Source organism: Streptomyces sp. NPDC046831 (assembly GCF_040645305.1).
In the GTDB taxonomy this organism is placed as follows: Bacteria; Actinomycetota; Actinomycetes; order Streptomycetales; family Streptomycetaceae; genus Streptomyces.
Window position 1 is genome coordinate 24,330 of the sequence record NZ_JBEYXZ010000030.1, and the last position, 13,551, is coordinate 37,880.

A 13,551-nucleotide genomic window follows, 5' to 3' on the forward strand; every position below is an offset into this window, starting at 1 on the left:
GGGCCGCGGTGGCGGCGATCACCAGGTCGCGCGGACTCGTGCGGGGGTGGGCCGAATGCCGTCCAAGGTGGGCCGTCTGCGGATGGATGCCAGTTTTCTGGCCAGAGCTATCGATTTCTGGACGGAATCAGTTGCCACTCTTTACATCTGCAGTCGGCACTAACCAAAAATGGTCCAAGGCTTGGGGCCCGGTTCATTGCGCGGTGCGGCTGAGCACACCGCTCACGTTCAGGACCTCGTGACATCCCTGCGCCCTGCGGCCGGTGGCCGGAGTGCCCGGCTTCGCACAGGTCACCTCGATGGTCACGGTGTCGTTCGCGGGGATCTTGATGGGGGTGACCCAGTGGTAGTCCTGGTTGCGGAAGGTCTCCAGGGCGATCGTGGTGATCTTGCGGTCGCCGAAGCTGATCGTCATCACCCCTTCATCACCCTGGAAGTTGGCGACCACGATGTCCGTCACACCGAAGACGCTCGTCTCGGGCACCTTGTACGTACCCGTCTTGGTCTCTCCGCTGGACGTCTTCAGGTCGATGGTCGCCGAGCTCTGCTGACCGCTGCCGACCGTGGTGCCGTCCCCGGTCGAGGTGCCGTCGCCGCCCGCTCCGGAACCCTTGCCCTGACCGTCGGGCGAGGCGCTCGCGCCGCCGGAACCGTTGCCGGGTGTCTGCCCGATTCCGGCCTGCTCTCCTGCGGGCGTGGGGCGCGGCTGGACTGCCTCGTTGGCCGCCTCCTTCGCGGCGCTGCGCACCGCCGGGCGGACCAGCGCGAACCAGGCGAGCAGCAGCGCGAGCAGCGCCGCGAGCACGGCGAGCAGCCACTTCGGGAAGACGGGGATCTGGACGAACTCCGCTTCCAGCGGCGGCCGGCCGGCGGTCTCGGCCGACTGGGTCCCGTCCTGGACACCGGTCTCGGTGGTGGCCAGGGTGAACGGCCACGCCACCGGGGAGCCGAACCACACGGGCTTGCCCGTACGGACCCGCAGCCCGGCCTCGACCGACTCGCCGGGTTCCAGCTTCGGCTCGGCCGGGTTGACGGCGAACGCCAGCTCCTCGCCCGCCTGGCCGGGGGTGAATCCCACCTGCACCGGAGTGTTGCCCTCGTTGCGCACCGCCAGCCGATAGCGGCCGCGCAGCCAGCCGCGCCGGCGGCGCGGCTGCAGCTCGGTGCGCAGCTCGTGGAACTCCTCGACGTGCACGGTGGTTTCGGGAACCCGTACCGCGTCGGGATGCTCGATCGGCAGGACCCGTATCGCGAGGGGCAGCTCGCCGGCCCGGATCTCCGGAGTACGTGGCGGCTCCAGACGGATCGTCACCGTCTCGGAGGTGCCGGGGTAGAGGGAGACCCGCGCGGGTTCCACGGTCGTCCAGGAGGCACAGTCCCCGACGACCTCCAGGCTGTAGGCCTCGACGATGTCACTGTCGTTGCGGACGGTGAGACTGGTCGTGGCACTGCCGCCCGGGGCCACTGTCACGACCGGGATGTCGAGTCCGGGCGCACCGGGACCGGAAGAGGCTGCAGAAGGCGTCACGCCACCACGGTAGAAGCGTCCGCAGGAGTGCGCCGAGCGGCGCGAGGGCAACGCCCGGGCAGTCGTGGTGCCCGCGAAGTCACCGTCAACCCGCCCCTCCTACGGGGTCGTTGATGTCACTCGACGGCTCCCGCGCGCCGCCTTCCGGTGTTCGTCCCGCCCCGGGGATCCTCCCCCTGAACTCATGAAGACGTACCCCTCATGTCCTGCGCAGAGGAGAACACCTGCCATGTCTGCCTCCATGTCCTACGAGTTCGCCGCCGGCTCCGGGCATCGGGTCTCCGGCACCGGTCGGCCGGATCGGGTGACCGTGGCCGTCTACGCCGCCGATCCGATCCTGCGTGTCGGCGTCGGCCAGCAGTTACGCCAGCGCCCCGAGGTCGACCTTGTCGCCGACGCCGACGCAGAGGGGGCCCAGGTGTCGCTGGTGGTCGTGGACCACGTCGAGGACGACGTGGCCGCCCTGCTGCACCGGCTGCGGCTCAACTCCGCCACCCGCGTGGGCCTCGTCGTCGGCACCCTCGGCTCCGGCGCGCTGCAACGCGTCATCGAGTGCGGCGTCCCGGCGGTGCTGCGGCGTGCCGAGGCCGACCAGGACCGGCTCGTCCACCTGGTCCTCGCGACGGCCAACGGCGAGGGAGTGCTTCCCGGCGACCTGCTCGGCAAGCTGCTCTCCCACGTCGGCAGCCTGCAGCGCTCGACGCTCGATCCGCAGGGCCTGTCCCTGTCCACGCTGACCACACGGGAGGCGGACATGCTGCGCCTGGTGTCGGAGGGCCTGGACACCGCGGAGATAGCCCGCAAGACCGCGTATTCCGAACGGACCGTCAAGAACGTCCTGCACGAGATCATCACCCGACTCCAACTGCGCAACCGGGCCCACGCGGTGGGTTATGCGCTGCGGAACGGGCTCATCTGACGCTAGGGGTACGTCGGTCCTGCCCGAAAGCACACCGCACGCTTCCCCCGGGTACGGCCCCGCCGCCCTGCCGCGTCGTGCGCGGACGTCGCAGGGTGGCGGGGGCACATCCACGTGCCGCATCCAGACCGCGAAGGGGACCCTCCATGCGAACCGCCGGCCCCGGCGGGCGGTACCGCCCGGGAAGACTCGGCCTGTCGTTGCTGCTGCTCGTCCCGCTGCTCGGGGTGACGGCGGCCTCCGGGCAGGGCGGCGCCGGGTCCGCGACGCGGCCCGCGGCCGCTGACACCACGGACACCCGGATCGCCTACGCCGGCACCAGGCACCGCAGTCTCGGCCAGGTGGCCACCACGACCTCCAGCACCCCGCTGTTCGGCGCGGGCCCGGCCCACCACGACGTTCAGCCGTCCGCCCTCGGCGACCGGATGGTCTTCGCGAGCCCGCGCGACGAGAAGATCCCGCAGATCTACCTCCGGTCCGCCGACGGCTCCGTACGGCGTCTGACCAGCGGCATGGACGCGGCGCACCCCCGGCTCACCCCGGACGGCAGGTCCGTGGTGTTCGACGCGGCCGAGTCCGGTGGCCTGGACGGCGGGACGCAGCGCGACCTGTGGCTGGTGCACACCGACGGCACCGGTCTGACCCGGCTCACCGACAGCCCCGCGAACGAGGAGTGCCCGACCGTCTCCCCCGACGGGCAGCGGGTGGCGTACGCCAGCGACAGCGACGTGCCGGCCGGAGAGCAGATCTACGTACGGCCCCTGAACGGCGGCACCGCGACCCGCGTCACCTCCCCCTCGAACGGGACGGCCGCCGAACCGGTGTGGAACCCGGTGAACGACGACGAGAACCGGAACTGGATCGCGTACACCGCCACGACCACCGTCGACGGGCGGAGCGTGCCCCGGCTGCGGGTGACGAACGCGGAGGGGACCGGTGACGAACCGCTGCTCGGGGGCGCGCGGGCACAGTGGCGTGCCCACGGGGCAGCGTGGCTGCCCAACGGGGACGATGTGCTGTTCCTGAGCCCCGAGATCACGTGTGAGTGCGAGGGCGACTGGGACCATGTGTTCAGGGCGACCGCCCACGACGCCTACCAGGTCCCCTCGCTCGTGCTGAACGAGGACCGGGAAATCTCCTCGGTCACCTGGTCCGGTTCGCTCGACGGCGGCGGTGCGGTGGTCGAGCGCACCTCGGCTCCCGGCCCGCACGTCGTGACGCTGCAGGACGCGCGGTCGGACGGGTCCGACCCGCGCGACCTGGGCCTGACGATCCTCAACGAGGACCCGGCGGCCGACACCAACACCGATCCTGCCAGGGACCCGCTGTTCCAGCCCGCGGCCGGGTACGACCCGTGGACCGAGCGGCAGAACTACACGCCCGACGGCCGCCGGATCGTGCTGACCCGTTTCGAGGACGGCTCCCAGGGCCGGATCGAGCGGATCTGGATCGCGGACGCCGACGGATCGAATGCGCGGCCCATGCCGCTCGCGGGACGCGGCGCGACGGACCGGGACACCGATCCGACGTTCTCCCCGGACGGCAAGTACCTGGCCTTCACCCGGACTTCGCCGGGCGGCGTCGGCGGCGCCAGCCGTATCCTCGTCGCGGACGCGGCCACCGGCGCGATCACCGGGCAGATCACCCCGCCGGCCGCGGAGCAGACGGGCGGCGACGCCCAGCCCACCTGGTCGTCCGACGGCACGACCCTGGCCTTCACCCGCAACGAGGTCATCGACGGCAACGGCGGCAACAAGCACGTCTGGACCGTGCCGGTGGACAACCTGGGCCGGCAGCGTGACCTGAGTGCCACGATCTGCCCGGGTGACTGCGAGGTCATCGACGACAGCCCGGCGTTCTCGCCGGACGGCACCGCCATCGCCTTCAACCGCAAGAGCGGCGGCGGCCGGGTCGACCAGGGCGGCGGCATCCTGCTCACCTCCCTCACCGGCGACGACTGCCGGGTGCTGACGCCCACCGCCGCCGTCGGCCTGCCCGGAGCCTGCGGCCGGCAGCTGCCGGACACCTCGGCAACCGGACCGTTCCAGCCGCGCGACGCCGCGTGGACGGCCGACGGCGAGAGCCTGGTGGTCAGCTCACGGGCCGAGGCAGCGGTCAACAGCCCCGAGAAGCTGAGCCTGTTGGACGTCGACTCCGGCGACCTCACCCCGCTCACCGGCACCCTCCCGGGCCGGCAGAAGGAGCCCAGCGTCCAGCAGTCCGTGAACCTCGCGGTCAACGCGCCCGGCACCACCCCCGAGGTCACGGTCGGCAAGTCCCGCACGGTCCAGGTGGGCCTGGTGAACAACGGCCCCGCCGCCTCCCCGGGCACCACCCTGACGATCGCCCCGCCGGCCGGCGTGCAGGTCACCGAGGTGACCCACCCCGGCGGCACCTGCGACGCCGCCACCCTCCAGTGCAACGTAGGCGTGGTGCGGCCCGGCGCCACCGTCACGGTGAGCGTCACCCTCACCGGCCTCACCGCCGGTGACCAGCCCGTCGACTGGTCGGTGACCGGCACGGTCCTGGACCCCGAGCCCAGCGACAACGCCGGCCGGACCGTGGTCCCGGTGCGCGAGGCCACCCCGCCCCCGCCCCCGACGCCGACCCCGATGCCGACGCCGACGCCGACCCCGCCCCCGACCCCGCCCCCGCCCCCGCCCCCGACCCCGACGCCCACCGTGCCCGCCGAGCCGCCCGCACCCGACGCCGGACCCGGCGTGAAGGTCACCGCCCAGCCCGATCCGGGCTACGTCGGCGGGCGAGTCGTGGTGACCTACACCGTCCGCAACGGCCGCAACGCACTCGCGACCGGGCTGCGCCTGCGCATCGGCCTGCCCAAGGGCATCCCGGACAACGGGCCGCCGCCGGGCTGTGACGCCTCCTGGGTGTGCGCGCTGGCGGACCTGGAGCCGGGCGCGAGCACTGTCGTACGGGTCGTCCTCAGCCCGAAGAAGGCGATGACCGGCCGCGTCACCGGCCGCCTCACCACCACCGGGACGGACGCCGACCTGAGCGACAACACCGCCCGGAAGCGGCTGCGCATCCTCCAGCCGCGCATCGTCGCGGTGCCGGACATCGGCAAGCCCGGCTTCGTCACCTCCGTGCGCGGCAAGGACTTCCCGCCCGGGGTGCCGGTGCGGTTCACCTGGAAGCCGGGGATCACCGCGTCGGCGGCGCCGACCGTGCCCAGGCCGGACGGCACGTTCATCGGCCAGCTGCTCATCCTCGCCAAGGACCAGACCGGGCCGCGCGTCATCATCGCCAAGGGCCCCGGGTTCTCACCGGTGAAGACCGACTTCCTGGTGGTCAGCGGCACCGTGCAGCCGCCCGACACGGTGACCCGCCGATGATCCACGAGGTCGACGAGGGGCTGCGCCGGCTGCTCGGCGAGTCCGGCCTGGAGGCATCGGGCGTCGAGGTGGTCTTCGACGCCCCGACCCGGGACTGGGCCGCGCGCCGCAGCGCCCCGACGGTCTGCGTCTTCCTGTACGACATCCGTGAGGACGCGAGCCGGCGCGGCAGCGGCGCCGGGGAGGTGTACGACGGGGACGGCCACCTCGTGGCGCGGCGCACCCCGCCCCGCTGGTTCGAGCTGACGTATCTGGTCACCGCGTGGGCGAGCCGCCCGCAGGACGAACACCGGCTGCTGTCGCAGGTGCTGGCCACGCTGGTGAGCGGCGACACGCTGCCCGCCCGGCTGCTGACCGGCACCCTCGCCGACCTCGGCCTGACGGTGGCACTGGACACCACCGGTGCCGGGGCGAACGCGCCGGCCGCCGCGGACGTGTGGTCGGCGCTCGGCGGGGAGCTGAAGGCATCGCTCCAGGTACGGGTGAGCGCGCCGCTCGCCGGCGTGACCACACAGACCGCGCCGCCGGTCACCGAAGGCCTCGTCGTGCGCTCCGCCGCCCGGAGCGAGGGCGGGGAGGCGACGCCGGGCCGCCGGCTGCGCTACAAGGAGGCGACCGACCCGGGCTCGAACGGCTTCGCGGGCCCGCGCGAACGGGGCCCCGCTCCCGCCCGTCGCCGCCGGGGGGACCGCCAGCCGTGACGCACACCGCCGAACCCGACGTCGTCGCCGAACACGTGTCCGTCGACGGCATGCCCGTTTCCGTCGACCTGGAACACCTGTGGGCACGGCTGCGGTTGGTCGAGGATCGGGTCCGCCGCGCCGTCGCCGTCCGCCGAGCCGCCGACCCCGACCCCGACGACCCGTACCGCGGCCAGTACCTCACCCCCGACGCGGTCGCCCGCATCCTGGACGAGCCGGGCGGACTCGGCATACCCGTCCACGAGCCGTGGCAGCCGGCGGCCGGTTCCGTACTCGACGGACTCGCACGGCGGTTCGGGCTGTCGTCGCTGGACATGGACCTGCTCCTAATCGCGGTGGCGCCCGACCTGGACACGCGCTTCGAGCGGCTCTACGGCTATCTCAACGACGACCTGACGCGTCGTCGGCCCACGGTCGGGCTCGCCCTGGAGCTGTGCGGGCTGGCCCAGGCGGCGTCCGCCCGGTTCCGGATCGCTCCCGGTGCGCCGCTGATCGCGGGTGGTCTGGTGGAGGTCACCGAGCCTGAACGGCCTCCGCTCTCCCGGGTGTTGGCGGTCCCCGACCGGGTCACCGGGCATCTCCTGGGCAGCGCTCGCCCCGACAGCCGGCTCGCCGGGGTGCTCGGCGAGGCCCGCGAGGACCCGACCGCCGAGTCGGCGGAGGTCCAGCGGACGGCGGCCGCGGCCGGCACCGGCGTCGGCCTCGTCCATCTGCGAAGCCGGGGCGGCGACGCGGCAGGGCTGGCCGTCGCGGCCCTGCGCGCGGCCGGGCTGCGCCCGCTCGTCCTGGACGCGGTGGCGCTCGCCCGGCGCGCGGGCGACGTACCGGAGCTCGCCCGGACCGCCGCCCTCGAAGCCCGCCTGACCGGCGCCGGCGTCGTCCTCGGCCCCCTGGAGGCGCTCCCCGGCGAACCCGCCGAACGGGCCCGCACGCTCGGGGCGTTGTGCGCGGCGCTGCGGGGCATCCCTCTGATCACGCACGGCAGTGTCGGCTGGGCTCCGGAGTGGGCGGCCGACACGCCCGTCGCCCTGACCGTGCCGGCACCTTCGCCCGAGCGGCAGGCCGCGCGCTGGCGGTACGCCCTCGACGAGGCCGCAGGTGACGGCTCTGTGACCGGTGACGTCGAGGCGCTCGCCGAAGCGGTCGCCGCGCACCGGCTGGACGCCGGGCAGTTGCGCCGCGCCGCCGACGTGGCGGTGCGCACGGCTGCCCTCGCGGGCCGCCCGGTCCGCGCCGACGACCTGCGCACCGCCGTACGCGCCCAGAACGGCGCGGGGCTGGACCGGCTCGCCCGCCGGGTGGAGCCGGGCGTCGGCTGGGACGACCTGGTGCTGCCGCCGGCCACTCACCGGCGGCTGCGCGAACTGGCGCTGCGGGCCCGCCATCGCGAACAGGTGCTCGGGCGGTGGGGGATGCGGCCCGGCGGCGGCCGGGGGCGCGGCGTGATCGCGCTGTTCGCCGGCGAGTCGGGCACCGGCAAGACCATGTCCGCCGAGGTCGTCGCCGCCGATCTGGGCATGGACCTGTACGTCGTGGATCTGTCCACAGTTGTGGACAAGTACATCGGGGAGACCGAGAAGAACCTGGAGCGGATCTTCACCGAGGCCTCCGCGGTCAACGCCGTACTCCTCTTCGACGAGGCGGACGCGATCTTCGGCAAGCGCTCGGAGGTGAAGGACGCGCACGACCGGCACGCCAACATCGAGTCGGCGTACCTGCTGCAGCGCATGGAGTCCTTCGACGGGATCGCGGTGCTGACCACCAACCTGCGGGCCAACCTCGACGGGGCGTTCACCCGCCGCCTCGACGTGGTGGCCGACTTCCCGGTGCCCGACTCCGGCCACCGCCTCGCCCTGTGGGACCGCTGCCTGGGCGACCGGCTGCCCCGCGCCGACGACCTGGACCTCCCCTTCTGCGCCGACCGCTTCGAACTCGCCGGCGGCTCCATCCGCGCCTGCGCGGTGACCGCGGCCTACCTCGCGGCGGAGTCGGGCAGTCCGCTCACCATGCGGCAGTTGGTGACGGCGGTCGCGCAGGAGTACCGCAAGCTGGGGCGGCTGGTGCTGGAGGGCGAGTTCGGGCCGTATCTGGCGGCGGCCACCGACGCCTGAGTCAGTCGTTCCGGAGCCGGTCGTCGTCCGTCGCCTCGCCGACCATCTTCGCGATGAACACGGCCAGCCCCGTCCACTGGTCCACTTCCAGGGGCCCGCCCAGATCGCGGATCTCGAAGAGGGACAGATTCTCGTCGTCCGTCTCCATGGCGCCCATCCCCTCGGGCGCCGCGGTCTCGTGGTGGCGGGGATAACCGGGCGGGGGCGAGAGCAGGTCCTTGGCGGTCGCCGGGTCTCCCACGAAGACCGAGTCCAGCCACGCGCGCCGCGTCAGCTCCGGGCCCTTCGGCTTCTCCTTGTAGTTGCCGGGGAACACCGGGTAGTCGACCAAGAAGACGTGGTTCAAAGCCGCGTAGATGTGCGTAAGCCGGTCGATCATCCAATCCTGGGCCTCGGACGACAGGCTCTTGCGCATGCTCACGAAGTCCGTGCGCGGCATCATCGGGAAGAAGTACTTGGGATCGTCCGTCCTGCTGCTGCGTCCGGCAGCGTCGTCGAGAATCTTGACAATCACCGCGAGGAACCCGGACACCTCGCGCAGAGCGGGATCCGTGGTGTCGGCGTCGGTGCCGGAGGCCTTGGCGGCCTCCTGGACGATGCCGTCGGCTTCCCCGCGCGCCTCGCCGACACTCAACAGCCCTGTGGTCACCCGGTTGCTGAGCTCGCTCTCGGCCTGTCCAGCGGTGTTGGCGCGGCGCCGGGTGCGTCCACCGGTCGTCGGGTTCGCCTGTTGGCTCAGCCTGGTCAGGGTGTCCGCGAGTGCGGCGATGTTCTCCATCCTGATGCCGAAGGTGGCCTGGGGCACGGCCACACCCGGGCCGCGCGTGGTGATCGAGTAGGGCGGCTGGCTGTACCTCTTGTCCCGGGACAGCTGGTTGTGGAACGCGACGATCGCCGCGAGCGCCTGTCGCACCTCGGCGAGGCTCTGCAGCGGACGGGTGACGAACTCGACGTTCCCGTTGTCGGCGGAGACGAAGGAGAGGTTGCCCGCCAGGTTGATCAGGGCCGCCTTCGAGTCCTTCTTGAGGGACCTGCCACCGCCCTCGTGCTCCTCGTGGATCCTCCACTCGTCGCCGTGCCGCACCTCGAACTCGAAGCCGACCTTCCGCTGGACGTGGTCCGGGTCCGCGCCCGCCACCGGCTCGGAGCCGTGCGCCGAGGTTTCCGCGTCGGCGGGCCGTGGGCCCGAGAGCACCCGGCGGGCGTTCTGCTCGGCGGCTTGTTCGAACTTGTCCGACGGGTCGGAGACCTTGAGCCCGTTGCCGTGGTCGGTGCCCGAGACCGGCCCCTGGCGCTGCTGCACCACATGCGTGAGCTCGTGGGCCAGAGTGTGCCGGTCGCCGCCGCCCGCGCCGATCACGACATGGCTGCCCGCGGTGTACGCGCGGGCCCCGATGGCGCGGGCCGAGCGGGCGGCGGCGGCCCCGGTGTGCAGGCGCACATCGGAGAAGTCGGTGCCGAAACGGGCCTCCATGTCCTGACGCACCGGTGCGGCGAGTGGTGTGCCGGCCGAGTTCAGGACCTCGTCCACGCCGTGGTCCGACTGCTCCGGGGCGGGCGTGGGCCGGGCGCGCCGGGCGATCATCGCGGTCACCGCGGCGTTGCCCGCGCCGCGCTGCGCCGCCCGGAGGGCGTCGGCGGTGAGCGGCGGCGGTACGGCGGGGATGCCGGAGGTCTCCTGGCGGGCTGCGGCGGGGACTCGCGCCGGCTGCCGTGCCTCGTTCTGCTCGGCATGCGTCCCGGACATCCGCATCTGCTGCCTCCTCGTCGGCGCACCCCTGCTGCGGCCCCCAGTGGACCGCCCGTGCGAACGGAGCGTCCAGGGCCGTACGGGCAGAACGAGGGCAGCCCCGGCCGACGGCCGGACCGTTGGTGCGGGCAGCGGAAGGCAGTGATCTTGCCCCGGGCCAGGTCCCCGCGTCCCTGTCGCCCCGGCGGCCCCCCGCGCAGACTCGACCTGGACACAGGTGGCTGACCCGTAGGACGCGAAGGAGCGAGTATGCCGACGTACCTCACCCCGGGTGTGTACGTGGAGGAGGTGCAGTCCGGTGCCCGACCGATCGAAGGGGTCGGCACCGCCGTCGCCGCGTTCGTGGGGTTCGCCGAGAACGGCCCGTTCCACACGCCGACGCTGGTCACCAGCTGGGACCAGTACACCCAGACGTTCGGCGGCTTCACCGAGGGCACCTACCTGCCCCTCTCGGTCCACGGCTACTTCGCCAACGGCGGCGGCGCCGCGTACATCGTGCGGATCGGCGGCCAGGCCGAGGACGCCTCCGCCCAGGCGGTCGACGACGGTGGGCGCGCGAACAAGGCGGCGGAGCCGGTGGCCCTCGGCGGCTTCCTCGTCGCGGCCAGGCCGGGCGTCACCGGGGTGTCGCTCGAGGTCGCCGACGCGGACGGCGAGAACCCGCCCGAGGACCGCTTCAAGGTCCTGGTCCGCCAGGGCGACCAGGTCGCGGAGACGTACGAGGCGTCCACCCGCAAGAACGTCAAGGGATACCTGGTCAACCAGGCCCGCGCCTCCAACCTGATCCAGGTCACCGAGCAGCAGGGCGCCGCCCAGACCAGGCCCGCCGCCCAGATCCTGGCCGTGCCCGACGCCCCGGCCGCGCCCGCCGCGCCCGCCGCGAACGGCTCCGGCGAGGTGGCCCGCCTCCACCCGGCGGAGTACGTCGGCGACGCCGACGCCCGCACCGGGTTCGGCGGCCTGGAGACCATTGACGAGATCACCATGGTCGCCGTGCCGGACCTGATGAGCGCCTACCAGCGCGGCGACATCGACGCCGAGGGGGTGCGCACCGTGCAGCTCGCGGTGATCTCGCACTGCGAGCAGATGGGCGACCGCGTCGCCGTCCTGGACACCCCGCCCGGCCTGGGCGCGCAGCAGGTGCGCACCTGGCGCAACGACGAGGCCGGCTACGACTCCCGGTACGCCACCCTCTACTACCCCTGGGTCCGCGTCTTCGACCCGGCCACCGGACGCAACACCACCGTCCCGCCGAGCGGCCACGTCGCCGGCGTCTGGGCGCGCAGCGACGGCGAGCGCGGTGTGCACAAGGCGCCCGCCAACGAGGTGATCCGCGGCGCGGTCGACCTCGAACTCCGCCTCAGCAAGGGCGAGCAGGACCTGCTCAACCCGATCGGCGTCAACTGCGTACGGGCCTTCCCCGGCCGTGGCATCCGCATCTGGGGTGCCCGCACCCTCTCCTCCGACCCGGCCTGGCGCTACCTGAACGTGCGCCGCCTGTTCAACTACCTCGAGGAGTCCATCCTGCTGGGCACCCAGTGGGTGGTCTTCGAGCCGAACGACGACCGGCTGTGGTCCAGCATCCGGCGCAATGTCACCGCGTTCCTCACCGAGGAATGGCGCCGGGGCGCGCTGTTCGGCCGTACGGCCGAGGAGGCGTTCTACGTCAAGTGCGACCGCGACAACAACCCCCCGGAGTCCATCGACCAGGGCCGCGTCATCTGCGAGATCGGTGTCTCACCGGTCAAGCCCGCGGAGTTCGTGGTGTTCCGGCTGGCCCAGTTCTCCGACAGCACCAGCCTCATCGACGAGTGACCTGCGGGCAGAACACAAGGGAAGGTGACAGACAGTCATGGCAACGGGCGATGCTCTTTCCACTCACGTCTTCGGCGTGCAGCTCGGGGGCTACCTGGTCGAGTCGATCCAGGAGATCAGCGGGCTGACCGTCGAGGAGGAGGTCGTCGAGGTACGCCAGGTCAGCGCGGAGGGCAAACAGATCATCCGCAAGCAGCCCGGCGCCCGGCAGGCCGGCGAGATCACGATCACCCGGGGACTCGACCAGAGCAGTGAGTTCACCAGCTGGATCAAGGAGACCCTGAACAACGGCGCCGTGAACTCCGCGCGGCAGAACCTCACCATCGAGATCAAGGACACCGAGGGCAACACGGTGCGCCGCATCCAGCTGATGCAGGGCTGGGCCTCCAAGTGGGAGGGCCCCTCCCTGAAGGCGGGCGAGTCGTCCGCGGCCACCGAGTCCGTGACGATCGTGTTCGAAGAGATCATCGTCGAATGAGGCGCCGTACGGTGACGGCGGGCAACCTGGAGGAGCTCCTCCAGGTGACGGCGCCCGCCCCGGCCCCGGAGCAGTCGGCGGCACCCCCCGCCCCCGCCGCTGCGGCGCCCCGGGAGGACCACGGGCTGCGCACCGAGTTCGAGTTCGAGCTGCCGCGCGGCTACGTGGACGAGGCGGGCACGGTGCACCGGCACGGTGCGATGCGCCTGGCCACCGCCCGTGACGAGCTGCGTCCGCAGATCGACCTCAGGGTCAAGGAGAATCCGGCGTACCTGAGCGTGGTGCTGCTGAGCCAGGTGATCACCCGGATCGGCACCGTCACCGATGTGCACGCCGGGGTCGTGGAGCGGATGTACGCCACCGACGTCGCCTTCCTCCAGGACTTCTACCGCCGGGTCAACAGCGAGGGGCACACCCGCGCCGCGGTGACCTGCCCGCACTGCGAGGGCGGCTTCGAGGTCGACCTCTCGGGTGGGCGCCTGGGGGAATCGTGACGTACGCCCTTCCCCGGCTCCGGGAGGAGATCGCGTACATCGCCTATCACTTCCACTGGCAACGCGAGGAGATCCTCGACCTGACCCACGGCGAACGGCAGCAGTGGGTGGCCGAGATAGCTCGTATCAACACGCGTGTGAACGAAGGCGGTTGAGCACATGGCATGGCGGGACACGCTGCGCCGCCGGGCCGCCGCGGACCGCTCCGAGGTCTTGGGAGACGGTCCGTCCGGCGCGGGCCCGGACCGTGGCACGCCCGGCGATCCGGGTTCCTCCGTGCCCGGCGACTGGGACGGGGGCTGGCGCCGCACCGCCGCGCCGGAACTCACCGTGTCCCGCGCCCCGCTCGGCGTCAGCGACGGCCTCGCCTTCCGCGCGGGCCTGGCCGCCTGGCAGAACCCG

10 protein-coding genes are annotated in these 13,551 nt (G+C 72.6%); 8 read left to right on the top strand and 2 right to left on the bottom strand.

Going from position 1 to position 13,551, the window contains the following annotated elements; translation table 11 throughout:
- Positions 1–193: 193 nt before the first annotated feature.
- Positions 194–1,528 carry a hydrolytic protein gene (locus tag ABZ920_RS23230; protein ID WP_361508151.1) on the bottom strand — a complete coding sequence of 445 codons (1,335 nt, stop codon included), beginning with the start codon at positions 1,526–1,528 and terminating at the stop codon, positions 194–196.
- A 241-nt stretch (positions 1,529–1,769) separates the two neighbouring features.
- On the opposite strand from ABZ920_RS23230, the gene ABZ920_RS23235 reads away from it, so the two are divergent.
- The 4 genes from ABZ920_RS23235 (at position 1,770) to ABZ920_RS23250 (ending at position 8,612) form a co-directional block, all read left to right on the top strand.
- A complete protein-coding gene (locus ABZ920_RS23235) occupies positions 1,770–2,447 on the top strand; it encodes a LuxR C-terminal-related transcriptional regulator (protein ID WP_361508284.1) in 678 nt (225 codons plus the stop codon).
- Between the two features lie 146 nt (positions 2,448–2,593).
- Positions 2,594–5,800 (top strand): hypothetical protein, encoded by a 3,207-nt coding sequence (locus ABZ920_RS23240; RefSeq protein WP_361508154.1) that lies wholly within the window; start codon positions 2,594–2,596, stop codon positions 5,798–5,800.
- A complete protein-coding gene (locus ABZ920_RS23245) occupies positions 5,797–6,501 on the top strand; it encodes a DUF4255 domain-containing protein (protein ID WP_361508157.1) in 705 nt (234 codons plus the stop codon). The genes ABZ920_RS23240 and ABZ920_RS23245 overlap by 4 nt, the downstream gene beginning before the upstream one ends.
- A 50-nt stretch (positions 6,502–6,551) precedes the next feature.
- Positions 6,552–8,612 (top strand): ATP-binding protein, encoded by a 2,061-nt coding sequence (locus ABZ920_RS23250; RefSeq protein WP_361508287.1) that lies wholly within the window; start codon positions 6,552–6,554, stop codon positions 8,610–8,612.
- Between the two features lies 1 nt (position 8,613).
- Here ABZ920_RS23250 and ABZ920_RS23255 read toward each other — a convergent pair whose 3' ends face one another.
- Positions 8,614–10,359 carry a DUF4157 domain-containing protein gene (locus ABZ920_RS23255; protein WP_361508160.1) on the bottom strand — a complete coding sequence of 582 codons (1,746 nt, stop codon included), beginning with the start codon at positions 10,357–10,359 and terminating at the stop codon, positions 8,614–8,616.
- 252 nt (positions 10,360–10,611) lie between these two features.
- Between ABZ920_RS23255 and ABZ920_RS23260 the strand changes: the two genes are divergently transcribed.
- Genes ABZ920_RS23260 through ABZ920_RS23275 form a run of 4 tightly spaced genes read left to right on the top strand, consistent with a single transcriptional unit; the run spans position 10,612 to position 13,304 of the window.
- Positions 10,612–12,177, top strand: coding sequence for a phage tail sheath family protein (locus ABZ920_RS23260; protein ID WP_361508163.1), 1,566 nt, complete (start codon positions 10,612–10,614; stop codon positions 12,175–12,177).
- Between the two features lie 37 nt (positions 12,178–12,214).
- Positions 12,215–12,655, top strand: coding sequence for a phage tail protein (locus ABZ920_RS23265; protein ID WP_361508166.1), 441 nt, complete (start codon positions 12,215–12,217; stop codon positions 12,653–12,655).
- Positions 12,652–13,149, top strand: coding sequence for a hypothetical protein (locus tag ABZ920_RS23270; protein ID WP_361508169.1), 498 nt, complete (start codon positions 12,652–12,654; stop codon positions 13,147–13,149). The genes ABZ920_RS23265 and ABZ920_RS23270 overlap by 4 nt, the downstream gene beginning before the upstream one ends.
- Positions 13,146–13,304 carry a DUF6760 family protein gene (locus ABZ920_RS23275; protein ID WP_164992666.1) on the top strand — a complete coding sequence of 53 codons (159 nt, stop codon included), beginning with the start codon at positions 13,146–13,148 and terminating at the stop codon, positions 13,302–13,304. The genes ABZ920_RS23270 and ABZ920_RS23275 overlap by 4 nt, the downstream gene beginning before the upstream one ends.
- The last annotated feature ends 247 nt before the right edge of the window (positions 13,305–13,551 follow it).

Coding starts and splice junctions, on each gene's coding strand:
- ABZ920_RS23235 (WP_361508284.1), top strand. CDS start 1,770: ATGTCCTACGAGTTCGCCGCCGGCTCCGGGCATCGGGTCTCCGGCACC.
- ABZ920_RS23240 (WP_361508154.1), top strand. CDS start 2,594: ATGCGAACCGCCGGCCCCGGCGGGCGGTACCGCCCGGGAAGACTCGGC.
- ABZ920_RS23245 (WP_361508157.1), top strand. CDS start 5,797: ATGATCCACGAGGTCGACGAGGGGCTGCGCCGGCTGCTCGGCGAGTCC.
- ABZ920_RS23250 (WP_361508287.1), top strand. CDS start 6,552: ATGCCCGTTTCCGTCGACCTGGAACACCTGTGGGCACGGCTGCGGTTG.
- ABZ920_RS23255 (WP_361508160.1), bottom strand. CDS start 10,359: ATGTCCGGGACGCATGCCGAGCAGAACGAGGCACGGCAGCCGGCGCGA.
- ABZ920_RS23260 (WP_361508163.1), top strand. CDS start 10,612: ATGCCGACGTACCTCACCCCGGGTGTGTACGTGGAGGAGGTGCAGTCC.
- ABZ920_RS23265 (WP_361508166.1), top strand. CDS start 12,215: ATGGCAACGGGCGATGCTCTTTCCACTCACGTCTTCGGCGTGCAGCTC.
- ABZ920_RS23270 (WP_361508169.1), top strand. CDS start 12,652: ATGAGGCGCCGTACGGTGACGGCGGGCAACCTGGAGGAGCTCCTCCAG.